At 66.6% G+C, this 12,632-nt stretch carries 13 protein-coding genes; 10 read left to right on the top strand and 3 right to left on the bottom strand.

The window, feature by feature from the left end; all coding sequences use genetic code 11:
• The 8 genes from BMZ69_RS14445 (at position 1) to BMZ69_RS14480 (ending at position 7,936) form a co-directional block, all read left to right on the top strand.
• Positions 1 to 666 (top strand): hypothetical protein, encoded by a 666-nt coding sequence (locus tag BMZ69_RS14445; protein WP_092157671.1) that lies wholly within the window; start codon positions 1 to 3, stop codon positions 664 to 666.
• A complete protein-coding gene (locus BMZ69_RS14450) occupies positions 663 to 1,934 on the top strand; it encodes a glycosyltransferase family 4 protein (protein WP_092157673.1) in 1,272 nt (423 codons plus the stop codon). Before BMZ69_RS14445 ends, BMZ69_RS14450 begins: the two co-directional genes overlap by 4 nt.
• Positions 1,931 to 3,070 carry a glycosyltransferase family protein gene (locus tag BMZ69_RS14455; protein ID WP_092157675.1) on the top strand — a complete coding sequence of 380 codons (1,140 nt, stop codon included), beginning with the start codon at positions 1,931 to 1,933 and terminating at the stop codon, positions 3,068 to 3,070. The genes BMZ69_RS14450 and BMZ69_RS14455 overlap by 4 nt, the downstream gene beginning before the upstream one ends.
• 158 nt (positions 3,071 to 3,228) lie before the next feature.
• A complete protein-coding gene (cobS, locus tag BMZ69_RS14460; protein WP_092157880.1) occupies positions 3,229 to 4,221 on the top strand; it encodes a cobaltochelatase subunit CobS in 993 nt (330 codons plus the stop codon).
• Between the two features lie 16 nt (positions 4,222 to 4,237).
• Entirely contained in the window at positions 4,238 to 4,588 is a 351-nt protein-coding gene (locus BMZ69_RS14465; protein WP_092157677.1) for a GFA family protein, read from the top strand.
• Positions 4,589 to 4,599: 11 nt separating this feature from the next.
• Entirely contained in the window at positions 4,600 to 5,037 is a 438-nt protein-coding gene (locus BMZ69_RS14470; RefSeq protein WP_092157679.1) for a GNAT family N-acetyltransferase, read from the top strand.
• Entirely contained in the window at positions 5,034 to 6,929 is a 1,896-nt protein-coding gene (gene cobT / locus BMZ69_RS14475; protein ID WP_092157681.1) for a cobaltochelatase subunit CobT, read from the top strand. Before BMZ69_RS14470 ends, cobT begins: the two co-directional genes overlap by 4 nt.
• Positions 6,926 to 7,936 (top strand): esterase-like activity of phytase family protein, encoded by a 1,011-nt coding sequence (locus BMZ69_RS14480; RefSeq protein WP_092157683.1) that lies wholly within the window; start codon positions 6,926 to 6,928, stop codon positions 7,934 to 7,936. The genes cobT and BMZ69_RS14480 overlap by 4 nt, the downstream gene beginning before the upstream one ends.
• Positions 7,937 to 8,116: 180 nt before the next feature.
• Here the strand turns inward: BMZ69_RS14480 and rpmB are convergent, their stop codons facing one another.
• Positions 8,117 to 8,404, bottom strand: coding sequence for a 50S ribosomal protein L28 (gene rpmB, locus BMZ69_RS14485; protein ID WP_092157685.1), 288 nt, complete (start codon positions 8,402 to 8,404; stop codon positions 8,117 to 8,119).
• 253 nt (positions 8,405 to 8,657) lie between these two features.
• On the opposite strand from rpmB, the gene BMZ69_RS14490 reads away from it, so the two are divergent.
• Positions 8,658 to 9,488 (top strand): DUF3108 domain-containing protein, encoded by an 831-nt coding sequence (locus BMZ69_RS14490; RefSeq protein ID WP_092157687.1) that lies wholly within the window; start codon positions 8,658 to 8,660, stop codon positions 9,486 to 9,488.
• A gap of 9 nt (positions 9,489 to 9,497) precedes the next feature.
• On the opposite strand, the gene BMZ69_RS14495 is transcribed toward BMZ69_RS14490, so the two are convergent.
• Both BMZ69_RS14495 and BMZ69_RS14500 read right to left on the bottom strand, forming a co-directional pair.
• Positions 9,498 to 10,172 (bottom strand): hypothetical protein, encoded by a 675-nt coding sequence (locus tag BMZ69_RS14495; protein ID WP_092157689.1) that lies wholly within the window; start codon positions 10,170 to 10,172, stop codon positions 9,498 to 9,500.
• On the bottom strand, positions 10,169 to 11,491 hold the full coding sequence (locus tag BMZ69_RS14500; protein WP_139219056.1) for a hypothetical protein: 1,323 nt from the start codon (positions 11,489 to 11,491) through the stop codon (positions 10,169 to 10,171). The genes BMZ69_RS14495 and BMZ69_RS14500 overlap by 4 nt, the downstream gene beginning before the upstream one ends.
• A 65-nt stretch (positions 11,492 to 11,556) precedes the next feature.
• Here BMZ69_RS14500 and BMZ69_RS14505 point away from each other — a divergent pair, with 65 nt between their 5' ends.
• Positions 11,557 to 12,447, top strand: a complete 891-nt coding sequence (locus tag BMZ69_RS14505; RefSeq protein ID WP_092157693.1) for an alpha/beta fold hydrolase — start codon at positions 11,557 to 11,559, stop codon at positions 12,445 to 12,447.
• The last annotated feature ends 185 nt before the right edge of the window (positions 12,448 to 12,632 follow it).

Here is a 12,632-nt window from a genome sequence, read left to right on the forward strand (position 1 = left end):
ATGTCCAGCGCGCTACCCGCCGACGCTCTCTACGATATCCTGCGCGGCGTCGCAGCCCTGACCGGCGATGCGATCGTCGCCGATCTGGCTCGGCTCGTCGGCAAGGGGGCGCCGTCCGATCTATCGATCGCCTTCAACCACAAGCAGATCGCTTCGAAGCGCTGGCTGGTCGACAGTCTTGCCGAGGTCTTGCCGAAGCCGGATGGACCCGTCTGGGTGCTCGGCGCCTGGCATGGCGTGCTCGGGGCGATGCTGCTCGCCGACGATCGTCTCACGATCCCGCGCGTGGTGAGCCTCGACATTGATCCGGATTGCGCGCCGATCGCCGAGATCCTGAATCACCGCCATGTCGCGTCCGGGCGTTTCCGGGCGGTGACGGCCGACATGATGGGCCTCGATTTCGAGCGCGCCGAGGGCGGACAGCCTGGGCTGGTGATCAACACCAGCTGCGAGCACCTCGACGACGTGCCCGGCTGGATCGCCGGCCTGCCCGCCGGATTGCCGCTGCTGCTGCAATCGAACGATTATTTTCGCGAGCCGGATCATCGCAGCTGCGTGCCTGCGCTCGACGCCTTCAAGGAACAGGTGGGGCTGTCGGAACTGTGGTTTTCCGGGGCGCTGCCGAGCAAGAACTACACCCGTTTCATGCTGATCGGCCGCAGATGAGCACCGAGGGGGCCGAGGGGCCGGCGGTCGCGATCGCGATGAAGGGCTATCCGCGCCTGTCGGAGACCTTCATCGCCCAGGAACTGCTCGGCCTGCAGCGGCTCGGTCTGCCCTTCGCGATCTGGTCGCTGCGTCATCCGACCGACGGCGCGCGGCACACGATGCACAAGGAGATCGCGGCGCCGCTGCATTATCTGCCGGAGTATCTGCACGACGACTGGCCGCGCGTGCTGCGCGGCATCGTCAGCGCCTTCGCGCGGCCGAGCATCATCAGGCTGCTAGGTGTCTTCCTTCGCGACCTGTCCCGAGACCGCACGCGCAACCGGCTGCGCCGCTTCGGCCAGGCCTGCGTGATGGCCCATGAGTTGCCGGCAAGCACGCGCCATCTCCATGTGCACTACCTGCACACGCCGGCCTCGGTGATCCGCTACGCGGCATTGAGCCGGGGCCTGACCTGGTCATTCTCGGCCCATGCCAAGGACATCTGGACGACGCCGGACTGGGAGAAGCGCGAGAAGATCGCTGATGCGCGCTGGGGCGTGACCTGCACCCGCGACGGCCATGCCGAGCTTACCCGCCTCGCCGAGCGGGCAGACAAGGTGGCGCTGCTCTATCACGGGCTCGATCTCGCACGCTTTCCGGCTCCGCCCGAGGCGCGCGCGCCGCGCGACGGCTCAGATCCGACTGAGCCGGTGCGGTTCATCACCATCGGGCGGGCGGTGGCAAAGAAGGGGTTCGACGACCTGCTCGCGGCGCTGGCGATCCTGCCGGCCGAGCTGAACTGGCGGCTCGTCCATATCGGCGGGGGCGAGATGCTCGCCGTCTTGAAGGCGCAGGCCGAGACGTTGGGGCTCGCCACGCGGATCGAGTGGCGCGGACCGCAGGCGCAGGATGCGGTGGTCGCGGCGCTGCGCGAGGCCGATCTCTTCGTCCTGCCTTCGAAGCAGGCGGAGAATGGCGATCGCGACGGCCTGCCCAATGTGGTGATGGAGGCGGCTAGCCAGGCCCTGCCGATCGTGGCGACCGATTTCGCCGGCATCCCGGAATTCGTGCAGCATGGCCGTGAGGGACTATTGTTGCGGCCGAGCGATGTCACAGCCTTGGCCAAGGCCCTGGACGGGCTCGCCCGCGATCCGCAATGGCGCGCGAAACTCGGCGACGCGGCCTTCAACAGGCTGAGGACCGAGTTCTCGGCGCAAGCCGGGCTGGAGCGGGTGTATCGGGCGCTGCGCGAGGCGGTCGCCGGCAAGGGCGCCGCCGCGTCATGAGCGCGAGCATCCTGATCACGGTCACGCATCTGCTCGGGATCGGCCATCTCGTGCGGGCGAGGCAGCTGGCGCGGGCACTGGCCGCGGCGGGCCATGAGGTTACGCTCGCCAGCGGTGGCATGCCGGACGGCAAGGCGGCAGCGGTTTATCGTTTCGTGCAATTGCCGCCGGTGCGCACGCAAGGCACGGATTTCCGCAATCTGCTCGACGAGGACGGAAAGGCCGCTACGTCGGAGCGACTGGCCGCACGGTGCGAGCAACTGGTCGCACTGGCGCGCCAGCTTTCGCCGGATATCGTCGTCACCGAACATTTCCCGTTCGGCCGACGCCAGCTCGCTGGCGAGTTCCTGGCGCTGATCGAGGCTGCGAAGGCGGCCAGGTCGGGCGTACTTGTGCTGGCTTCGATTCGCGACGTGCTGGTCGCGCCGCTTCGCCCGGAACGATTGGCCGAGACGGCCGAGCGGATCGCGACGCTGTTCGATGCGGTGCTGGTGCATGGCGACCCACAAGTCCTGCCGCTCGAAGCCTCCTGGCCGGTGACACCGGAGATCGCCGTTAAGCTGGTCTATACCGGCTATCTGGCGGAACCCCCCGCATTGCCGGGGACCCCAGCAGAGTCGTCGCGGACGATCCTCGTTTCCGGCGGCGGCTCGGCGGCAGCCCTGCCGCTGTTCAAGGCCACGCTCGCCGCGGCGCGGCTGCTGCCGCAGCGGCCCTTCCATCTGCTGATCGGCCGCGGCATCTCGGAGGCCGACTTTACCGCCCTGCGACAATCGGCTCCTGACAACGCCAGGGTCGAATGGGCGCGCCCGGATTTCCCGGCGCTGCTCGCCGCCTGCTCGCTGTCGATCAGCCAGGCGGGCTACAATACGGTGCTCGACCTGTTACAGGCCGGGCGGCCGGCGCTGCTCGTTCCCTTCGACGCCGGCAACGAGACCGAGCAGGCCCTGCGCGCTGCGGCGCTGGAACGGGCCGGGCTGGCGCGCGTCGTGACACTTGCCGAAGGGCCGCAGGCACTGGCTTGTGCGATCGAAGCAGCGCTGGTGCAGGGCGCGCCGCCGGCCGCGCGGGTCGATCTGGACGGCGCAGCCGGCGCCGTCGCCGCTATCGCCAGGCTGCTCGCGAGCCGCGCCTGAGCCGTGCGTGAATGCATGCCGGCGAAGGGACGGCATGCCTCTTGCGAATTGCCGGCCCAAAGCTTTCGATCTAAGGAGGTTGTACACGCCTCCCTTTCGGTCGGCTCACGAGGACACCGGGTCTTTACCGGCCCCTGTCCTGCGCCCGGAGAAGAATGATGACAACGACGACTGCCTCCGCCCCCGGCATGCCCGACATGAAATTGTCGGTGCGTCAGGTCTTCGGCATCGAGTCCGACATGGAGGTGCCGGCCTATTCGCAGCCCGAGGCCCACGTCCCGGATTTCGATCCGGACTACCGTTTCGACCGCGACACCACGATCGCGATCCTCGCCGGCTTCGCCCATAACCGTCGCGTGATGATCTCGGGCTATCACGGCACCGGCAAGTCGACCCATATCGAGCAGGTCGCGGCCCGCCTCAACTGGCCTTGCGTCCGCGTCAACCTCGACAGCCACGTCTCGCGCCTCGACCTCGTCGGCAAGGACGCGATCGTGCTGAAGGAAGGCAAGCAGATCACCGAGTTCCAGGACGGCATCCTGCCCTGGGCGCTGCAGAACAACATCGCGCTGGTCTTCGACGAGTACGATGCCGGCCGCCCGGACGTGATGTTCGTGATCCAGCGCGTGCTCGAGCAGTCGGGCAAGCTGACGCTGCTCGACCAGAAGCGCGTCATCCGTCCGCACGCTGCCTTCCGGCTGTTCGCCACCGCCAACACGGTCGGCCTCGGCGACACTTCGGGCCTCTATCACGGCACCCAGCAGATCAACCAGGGCCAGATGGACCGCTGGTCGATCGTCACCACGCTGAACTACCTGCCGCACGACAACGAGGTCGCGATCGTGCTCGCCAAGTCGAAGCACTATCAGGCCTCGCCGGAGGGCAAGGACATCGTCAACAAGATGGTCCGCGTCGCCGATCTCACCCGCAACGCCTTCATGAACGGCGACCTCTCGACCGTGATGAGCCCGCGTACCGTCATCACCTGGGCCGAGAACGCGGCGATCTTCGGCGGCGATGTCGGATTCGCCTTCCGCGTCACCTTCCTCAACAAGTGCGACGAGATGGAGCGCACGCTGGTGGCGGAGTTCTTCCAGCGCTCCTTCGGCAAGGAGCTGCCGGAGAGCGCGGTCAACGTCGTTCTGAGCTGACAACGGGAGGCCTGGCATGGCCCGGTACGAAGGAAGCTGTCACTGCGGCAGGGTCGCCTATGAGGTCGAGGCCGATCTCGGCCAGACGATTACCTGCAACTGCTCGTACTGCCAGCGCCGCGGCTCCGTGCTGGCCTTTTCCCCGGCGACCAGCTTCGCGCTGACCAAGGGCGAGGATGCCCTGACCGAGTACCGCTTCAATACGCAGAAGATCCAGCACCTGTTCTGCGAGAGCTGCGGCATCGAATCCTTCGCGCGCGGTTCGATGCCGGACGGCACGCCTATGGTTGCGATCAATGCGCGCTGCCTTGCCGGCGTCGAGCCAACCGAGTTGAGCCCGACGATGTATGACGGGCGCGCGCGCTGAAGGAGCACGCCGTGAGCGCCGCCGACAGCAAGCAGGCCACGATCCAGCGCGAGACGGATGTCGCCGCGACGCGCGAGGCCGTGCTGCGCGGGCTCGCCGCCCATAACGAGGCCAGGGTCGGCCCGCGCAATGCCGAGCCCCTGGCGCTCAGCCTGCGCGACGAGAGCGGCGCCATGGTCGGCGGCCTCATCGGCGAGCTGAAATGGGAGTGGCTCTATGTCGACCTGTTCTGGATCGACCAGGCCCATCGCGGTGCCGGCCATGGCGAGGCGTTGCTGGCGATGGCCGAGCAGGCGGCGCGCGACTATGGCGCGCGCGGCGTCTATCTGGGCACGATGAGCATCCAGGCGCCGGGCTTCTATCCCCGCATGGGCTATCGCGAATGCGGCCGCATGGAGGACTATCCGGTCGCCGGCCAGAGCTTCCATCACTTCATGAAGGCGCTATGAGCATCTCCAACCGCAAGCCCGGAACCCCGAAGGAAGCGCCGGCCGAGCCGCTGAAGCGCGCGGTCTCGGGCGCGATGAAGGCGATCGCGCGCAAGCCGGAGATGGAGATCGTCTTCGCCGCCGACAAACCTTCGCTGGTCGGCGAGCGCGCTCGCCTGCCGGAGCCGCCGCGCAAGCTCACTGCGGGCGACGTCGCGATCCTGCGCGGCCATGCCGATTCGATGGCGCTGCGCCTCGCCTGCCACGACGCCGCGATCCACCGCCGCGCCGCGCCCGAAGGCGATGCCGCCCGCGCCGTCTTCGACGCGGTCGAGCAGGCCCGGGTCGAGAGCGTCGGCTCGCGCCGGATGAGCGGCGTTTCCGGCAACATCTCGGCGATGCTGGAGGACCGCTATCACCGCGGCGGTCGCTATGAGGAGATCACCGACCGGGCCGATGCGCCGCTGGAGGATGCGCTCGCTTTGATGGTGCGCGAGCGCCTGACGGGCCTGAAGCCGCCCAAGGCGGCGCAGAAGCTGGTCGATCTCTGGCGCGAGCAGATCGAGGCCAAGGCCGGCGACGATCTCGATCGGCTGGCGAAGTCGATCGAGGACCAGCGCGCCTTCGCCCGCACCGTGCGCGACCTGCTCGTCTCGCTCGACATGGCCGAGCAGTCGAGCCAGGGCGACGATGCCGAGGAGGACGAGGACGATCAGGACCAGTCCTCCGACGACCAGCAGCAGGAAGAGGGCGAGGCCGAGCAGCAGAGCCAGGGCGAGCGCTCGGAGACCGAGACCAGCGAGGACGCCGCCGAGGAATTGCAGGAGGGCGCCTCGGAGGCCGCCGACGCTCCGGCCGGCGACTGGGACGAGGAGGACGAGAATTCCGAAGCCGAGGAGGCCGGCGAAGCACCGCGGCCGCGCGAGAGCCGCGCCAACGACCGGCCGCAGACCGACTACAAGGCCTATACCCAGAAGTTCGACGAGATCGTCACCGCCGAGGAACTCTGCGATGCCGAGGAGCTTACGCGCCTGCGCGCCTATCTCGACAAGCAGCTGGCGCATCTGCAGGGTGTCGTCGCCCGGCTGGCGAACCGCCTGCAGCGCCGGCTGATGGCGCAGCAGAACCGCTCCTGGCAGTTCGATCTGGAGGAGGGCGCGCTCGATCCCTCGCGCCTGCCGCGCATCATCATCGACCCGTTCCAGCCGCTCTCCTTCCGGCAGGAATCGGACACGAATTTCCGCGATACGGTCGTGACGCTGCTGATCGACAATTCCGGCTCGATGCGCGGCCGGCCGATCACGGTGGCGGCGACCTGCGCCGACATCCTGGCGCGGACGCTGGAGCGCTGCGGCGTCAAGGTCGAACTGCTGGGGTTCACCACCCGCGCCTGGAAGGGCGGGCTCTCGCGCGAGGCCTGGCTGCAATCGGGCAAGCCGGCCAATCCGGGCCGCCTCAACGATCTCCGGCACATCATCTACAAGGCCGCCGACGCGCCATGGCGGCGGGCGCGCAAGAATCTCGGGCTGATGATGCGCGAGGGCTTGCTCAAGGAGAACATCGACGGCGAGGCGCTCGACTGGGCGCATAAGCGCCTGCTCGCCCGCTCCGAGCAGCGCAAAATCCTGATGGTGATCTCGGACGGCGCGCCGGTCGACGATTCCACCCTCTCGGTCAATGCCGGCAGCTATCTCGAACGGCATCTGCGCCATGTCATCGCCGAGATCGAGACGCGCTCGCCGGTCGAGCTGATCGCGATCGGCATCGGCCACGACGTCACCCGCTACTACCGCCGTGCCGTCACCATCGTCGATGCCGAGGAGCTCGGCGGCGTGATGACCGAGAAGCTGGCGGAATTGTTCGAGGAGGATGCCGGCGGGGCAAGTTCGCGGGGCTCGCGCCGGCTGCAATGAGCCTGAGCCGCCGCAGCCTGATCGCCGGCCTCGGCGCGGCGGCTCTGAGCCTGCCTGCGCGGGCGCAGAGCCTGGAGCCAGGGCGGATACCTGTCAGCATCTCGGCTCGGCCGATCGCGAGCTTCGAGCCCGGTAACGCCACGAAGTCCCGCTTCGGCCAACTGAGCTTCCGCGGTGGGCTCCAGCTTTCCGGCAGCCATCCCCGTTTTGGCGGCTTCTCCGGGCTTTGGCGCTCGCTGGAGGGGGAGCGGCTCGTCGCGATCACTGATAACGGCTTCTGGCTGACGGCCAGGATCAGCCGCAAGCAGGGCAAGCTCGCCGGGCTGGAGGAGGCCGAGCTCGCGCCGATTCTCGGGGCCTCCGGCAAGCCGCTGCACCGCTCGCGTTATTACGACACCGAATCGCTCGCCATTCAGGGCGGCACCGCCTTTATCGGCGTCGAGCGCGCCCATGACATCCTGCGCTTCGACTTCGCCCGTCACAGCGTCGAAGCCCGGGCGCAATTGGTGCCGACGCCGCCCGCGCTGAAGCGCCTGCCGAGCAATCGCGGGCTGGAGGCGCTCGGCGTTCTGCCGGCCGGCCACGCGCTCGCCGGTGCGCTGATCGCGATCTCCGAGCGCTCCGGCCGCGAGGACGAGCCGACCGCCGGCTTCATCATGGGCGGGCGCCAGCCGGGCACGCTGCAGGTGATCCGCCGCGACGGCTACGACATCACCGACCTCGCCTTCCTGCCGGGCGGTGACATGCTGCTGCTGGAGCGCTGGTACAAGCCGCTGCGCGGCGTCGGCCTGCGCATCCGCCGCATCGCCGGCAGCACGATCCGGCCGGGGGCGAAGCTGGACGGACCGCTGCTGATCGAGGCCGATCTCGGCCAGGAGATCGACAATATGGAGGGGATGGCGGTCCACCAGGAGAACGGGCGGACCATCATCACCCTGATCTCGGACGACAATTTCTCGACATTCCTGCAGCGGACAGTGCTGCTGGAGTTCGAGCTGGTGCAGTAATTGGCGCGCGTCATGCTCGGGCTTGACCCGAGCATCTCAGGCCGAAATGGGCTCGACCAGCGCCTTCTCGTCAGGAGATTCTCGGGTCTGCGCTTGGCTTCGCCCGAGAATGACGAGCGAGCCAGCAACGAAAAAAGCGGCCTTGCGGCCGCTTCGTTCAGTCCCGAGGGAAACCCGCGCTCAGTTGGCGGCGAGCTTCTTCTCGATGTCGCGCTTCAGCGCCAGCGCGCCGGTCGACAGGTCGCCGGCCGGAGCCTTGACCAGGAAGGCGTCGAGGCCGCCGCGATGGTCGACGGTGCGCAGCGCATTCGCCGAGACGCGCAGGCGGACCGAACGGCCGAGCGCATCCGACTGCAGCGTGACGTTGACGAGGTTCGGCCGGAAGACCGTCTTGGTCTTGCGGTTCGAGTGGCTGACGAGGTGGCCGGTCTGGGTGGCTTTCCCGGTCAGTTCGCAACGGCGGGCCATGATCGTGTTCCCAAAATCTCCGAATGCTCAACGCAAAATGCCGACACGCGACGTGCCGGCAGGCGAGCACCGGAAGTCAAATTGAAGTGGGCGGTCTATAACGGTCCGGTGACAGCCCGTCAAGGCAGGTCGCACGTAAAGCGCCCGGAAACATCTCGGTAACCATTATCCCGCCAAGCTGGCGCGAAGCCAGTCACGATTCGGACCGAATCTCAGTGCATGCGACGATACCCGTCGCGCCCGGAGCCTCCAGATGAAGCTCGCTCTGTCGCCTGCCAGCAGCGCCCTGATCGCGGCGCTGATGCTCGCACTGCCGGCGCCGACCGCGCAGGCGGCCTCGCTCGACGCGACCTATGACGTCAGCCTGCTCGGCCTCTCGCTCGGCAAGGCCAATCTGGCCGGCGGCATCACTGGCGGCAGCTACAAGCTCGACGCCACCGCCAAGCTGACCGGCCTCGTCGGCAGCTTTACCGGCGGGCGCGGTTCGGGCACCGCGACCGGCAATCTCAACGGCAGCCGGCTCTCGCCCGCCACCTTCGCGGTGTCCTCGGCCAATTCCAGCGAAAGCCGCACTGTGCGCATGGCGCTGGGCGGCAATGCGGTGCAGGCGCTGGCGATCGAGCCGCCGATCGATCCCAAGCCCGATCGCGTCCCGCTCAAGGACGAGCACCAGCGCAACATCATGGATCCGCTCAGCGCCTTCCTGATGCCGGTCGAGGCTTCCGGCCGCACTGGCGGCGCGGCGGCCTGCAACCGCACGCTGGCCATCTTCGACGGCGCGGCGCGCTACGACATCAAGCTGAGTTATTCCGGCACGCGCGAGATCAAGATCGACGGCTATAGCGGCCCGGTCTCGGTTTGCCAGGCGCGCTATGTTCCGATCGCCGGCCACCGGGCGCTGCGGCCCGCGACCAAGTTCATGGCCGAGAACAAGGAGATCTCGACCTGGCTCGCCCCCGTCGCCGGGACGAACATGATGCTGCCGGTGCGCATATCCGTGAAGACGATGATCGGCACCGCGGTGATCGAGGCCTCGAGCTTCAAGGTCGATCCCGGCGTCACGGCGACCGCGACGCGGAATTGAGGTTCCCCATCAACGGCTCCGGCCGAGTTCGAACGGGAATGGTACCTGCTCGAAGATCGGCAAGACTCCGATCTTCTGGATCGTCTTCATCTCCCAGTCGTGCAACATGGCCGCAATACCGGCTTCGTCTCGCGCTTCCAGTAAGGGAGCGAGATGGTCAACAATGAGCGCATAGCTACCCTCCGACCAGTAGCGAGATTTTCGGGGGTGCAGCGCCATCCAACGCGCGGTCTCGAGCGCATCATCAAAACGCCCCATCGCTGAAGCCAGCTGAACTTTATGTAACGGTGAGTTGACTGTCTCGCGGTAGCCGAATTCTCTATTCTGATCGAAGCTTAGAAGCGCATGGAAGCTTTCGATCGACCTCAGCATCGGTAAGATGCGTTCCTCCACGGCTTGGAGGAATGCGTCCTTGAAGTGCGGCTGAGACCAGTATCGCGGCTGGTCCCGTGCCGTTGAAAATTCTTCGAGCCAAAAGCCTTGCAAGGTTGCGCAGGGGTCGCAGGTGTAGCCGATCGAGAAGAAGAACTGCGGCAGGTCCGATATGCTCGTGCGGTCGATCGAGATCGTGCGGATGATGTGGCGGAGGGGCTTGAGGATGACAAACGGCCCATACCGTACCAAGTCGTGGTGCCGAGCTACCAATGTGTCGAGTAGCTCGGCAATTTGCGTCTTCGATGTCACTTGCTCGGCCTGACTTCGAGGACGACGATGCGACGCGCGCTAGCAAAGCCATATCGCCCTGCGTTCGCCAAAATATCCGAGCGGCGAACGGACAGGCCTCGTCTCCCGGCCTTGAAATCGTAAATGCAAAGTGTTCCGTCAGCCCTCAATTCGTAGGCGTCATAACGCACTGTATCGGGATAACCGTACCGGCGCAGGGTCTCCGAGGTCGGTTCGCTTAACTCCTTCAGGAACGACCGCTCGGCCTTCAGGTCGGGATAGTTCTGCGTCGTGATTTGGTTGCCCATGTTCGTATGCACATACGTCCCGTAAACGGCCGGTGATGGATATTTGCTCGCGGGCCCGACCGTCGCAATGGCGGCGTCGAGGCGGGACTGCAATTCGGGCAGATAGCGACAGGTTGCTTCCGCTTCGGAGCGGCTGATCTGGCCGACATAGCCAAGGTCGAAGCCAGGCGCTTGGCCGGGCCGATAATCTCGCGCGTTAAAAGCAATGGTCGCTTCCTGCCCATCGATCTTGTTTCGCGCCGACAGCCAGGTGAAGAGCGTCAGAGCCGATGTGATCGTGACCTCCGCCGCCGCGGGGGCAGCGGGCAGCAATGGAGCGAACGCCTCCTGCACGGTCGCCTCGCGCTCCGGCCCGCGTTCGGTCCAGGTCGAGCGTGAGACGACTTCGCCGTCGGGACCACCATCGCGGATCGTCTGGGTGCGATCGGAGGTCTCGAAGGTGGTCTTGCCGCCCTCGGGCACCGCGACGGTGTGGCGCTCGTCCCAGTCGCTCGGCTTGCCGGGGGCAGCGAACTCGGAGTGGATGGTCGAGCCGTCGCGGTTGACGACGGAGCGTTCGGCGAGCGAGCCGTCGGGGCGGGTGGCGTCCTGATAGAAGGCCCAGCTCTCCTCGCCGCTGGTATCGGGTACGACGTCGCCGAAATTTAATGCGGCCGCGAAGGCGTTTCCGAGATTGCCGATGAAGTCGGTTCCGGTCAGCGTCGGATCGCCACCACCTCCGCCGCTGGTCCATTGCCCGCCATCGGCATTGCCGGCCGGCACGCGCGGCTGGTCGGGATTGTATTTGCGGGCGAGCTCGTGGCGGAGCAGCCGCGTCTGCGCCTTCAGCGAGACAAGCCGGCGGCGCAGAAGGACGATCTCGCGCCAGCGTGCGCTGTCGGCGGCTGAACGATGCGGCAGGTCGGGCATAACGTGCTCCTGGTTGTGGAGCGTCGTTCTGAGGCCGCCAGAAGCACCGGGGATAAGATCGCTATCTATCCCCGCTAACGTCCGATTCTGCCTTCGCCTCGCAACGCATGAAGGCTTTGCCATTCGACGAATTGCGGGACTCGGGTGCGAGGCGCTAGCCTTCCCGGCGATTCGTATCCGGAGCCGCCATGTCCCGCGATTTCGCCTTGCCGCCCGGCCTCAGGCATCGCCAGGTCGTCGTGCGCGACACCATGCTCCATGTCGCCGAGGTCGGCGACGGGCCGGCGGTGCTGCTGCTGCATGGCTGGCCGGAATTCTGGATGAGCTGGCTGCCGATCATGAATCGGCTGCACGGCGAGTTCCGTTTGATCGCACCCGATCTGCGCGGCTTCGGCGACAGCGGCAAATCATCGGCGCCGCGCAGCGATGTCGGTGCCAACGCCCATGCCGACGATATGGCGGCGCTGCTGGAGGGGCTCGGTGTCGGCCCGGTCGGCGTCGTCGGCCATGATGTCGGCGCCTATGTAGCGCAGGGGCTGGCGCGGCGCCATCCGCAGCGGGTCGAGAAGCTGCTGTTCTTCAATTGCCCGACACCGAGCGTCGGCTCGGCCTGGGTCCGCGACGGCCATATCAACGAGATCTGGTACCAGTCCTTCCAGCAATTGCCGCTGGCGGAGCAGTTGATCGGCTCCAGCCGCGAGGCCTGCGCGCTCTATCTCGGGCATTTCCTGACGCATTGGTGCCATCGAAAGGATGCCTTCGCGCCGGTCTTCGACAGTTACGTCGAGAATTTCATGAAGCCGGGCAATCTGCGCGGCGGATTCGACTGGTATCGCAGCCAGAACGCGGCGCGGATCGCCGCGATCGACGGCCACCCGGCGCCCTCCGTGCCGATCCATCAGCGCACAAGGGTGCATTGGGGCCGGCACGACCCGATCCTGAAATCGGACTGGTCGACCTTCCTGCCGCTCTATTTCGACGACGTCGAGGTGAGCTTCTGTGAGGACGCCGGTCATTTCGTCCATGTCGAGGCACCTGACGAAGCCGCGCAGGTCCTGGCCGACGTGTTCGCTGATTAGTTGGCGGCTTATTGGCTACCGTATCCCTCGGAGTCCTCTCGCCTTCTGGCGCGCAACACCTACATGAGCGAAAGCGGCCCTCGCGCGCGCAAGTCGGCGAAGGATGGACAATGAGGGCGATTCAAAATCTTGTGGTTTTTGAATCGCTTGCCGCGATATCTCGCCGTGAACGAAACCTGATTCTG

The organism is Allobosea sp. CRIB-10, from assembly GCF_900112185.1.
Lineage (GTDB): Bacteria > Pseudomonadota > Alphaproteobacteria > Rhizobiales > Beijerinckiaceae > Allobosea.

Bases quoted from the DNA above. Each gene is read 5' to 3' on its own strand.
- cobS (WP_092157880.1), top strand. From the start codon at position 3,229: ATGACAACGACGACTGCCTCCGCCCCCGGCATGCCCGACATGAAATTG.
- BMZ69_RS14450 (WP_092157673.1), top strand. From the start codon at position 663: ATGAGCACCGAGGGGGCCGAGGGGCCGGCGGTCGCGATCGCGATGAAG.
- BMZ69_RS14505 (WP_092157693.1), top strand. From the start codon at position 11,557: ATGTCCCGCGATTTCGCCTTGCCGCCCGGCCTCAGGCATCGCCAGGTC.
- BMZ69_RS14480 (WP_092157683.1), top strand. From the start codon at position 6,926: ATGAGCCTGAGCCGCCGCAGCCTGATCGCCGGCCTCGGCGCGGCGGCT.
- BMZ69_RS14445 (WP_092157671.1), top strand. From the start codon at position 1: ATGTCCAGCGCGCTACCCGCCGACGCTCTCTACGATATCCTGCGCGGC.
- BMZ69_RS14500 (WP_139219056.1), bottom strand. From the start codon at position 11,491: ATGGCAAAGCCTTCATGCGTTGCGAGGCGAAGGCAGAATCGGACGTTA.
- cobT (WP_092157681.1), top strand. From the start codon at position 5,034: ATGAGCATCTCCAACCGCAAGCCCGGAACCCCGAAGGAAGCGCCGGCC.
- BMZ69_RS14455 (WP_092157675.1), top strand. From the start codon at position 1,931: ATGAGCGCGAGCATCCTGATCACGGTCACGCATCTGCTCGGGATCGGC.
- rpmB (WP_092157685.1), bottom strand. From the start codon at position 8,404: ATGGCCCGCCGTTGCGAACTGACCGGGAAAGCCACCCAGACCGGCCAC.
- BMZ69_RS14490 (WP_092157687.1), top strand. From the start codon at position 8,658: ATGAAGCTCGCTCTGTCGCCTGCCAGCAGCGCCCTGATCGCGGCGCTG.
- BMZ69_RS14465 (WP_092157677.1), top strand. From the start codon at position 4,238: ATGGCCCGGTACGAAGGAAGCTGTCACTGCGGCAGGGTCGCCTATGAG.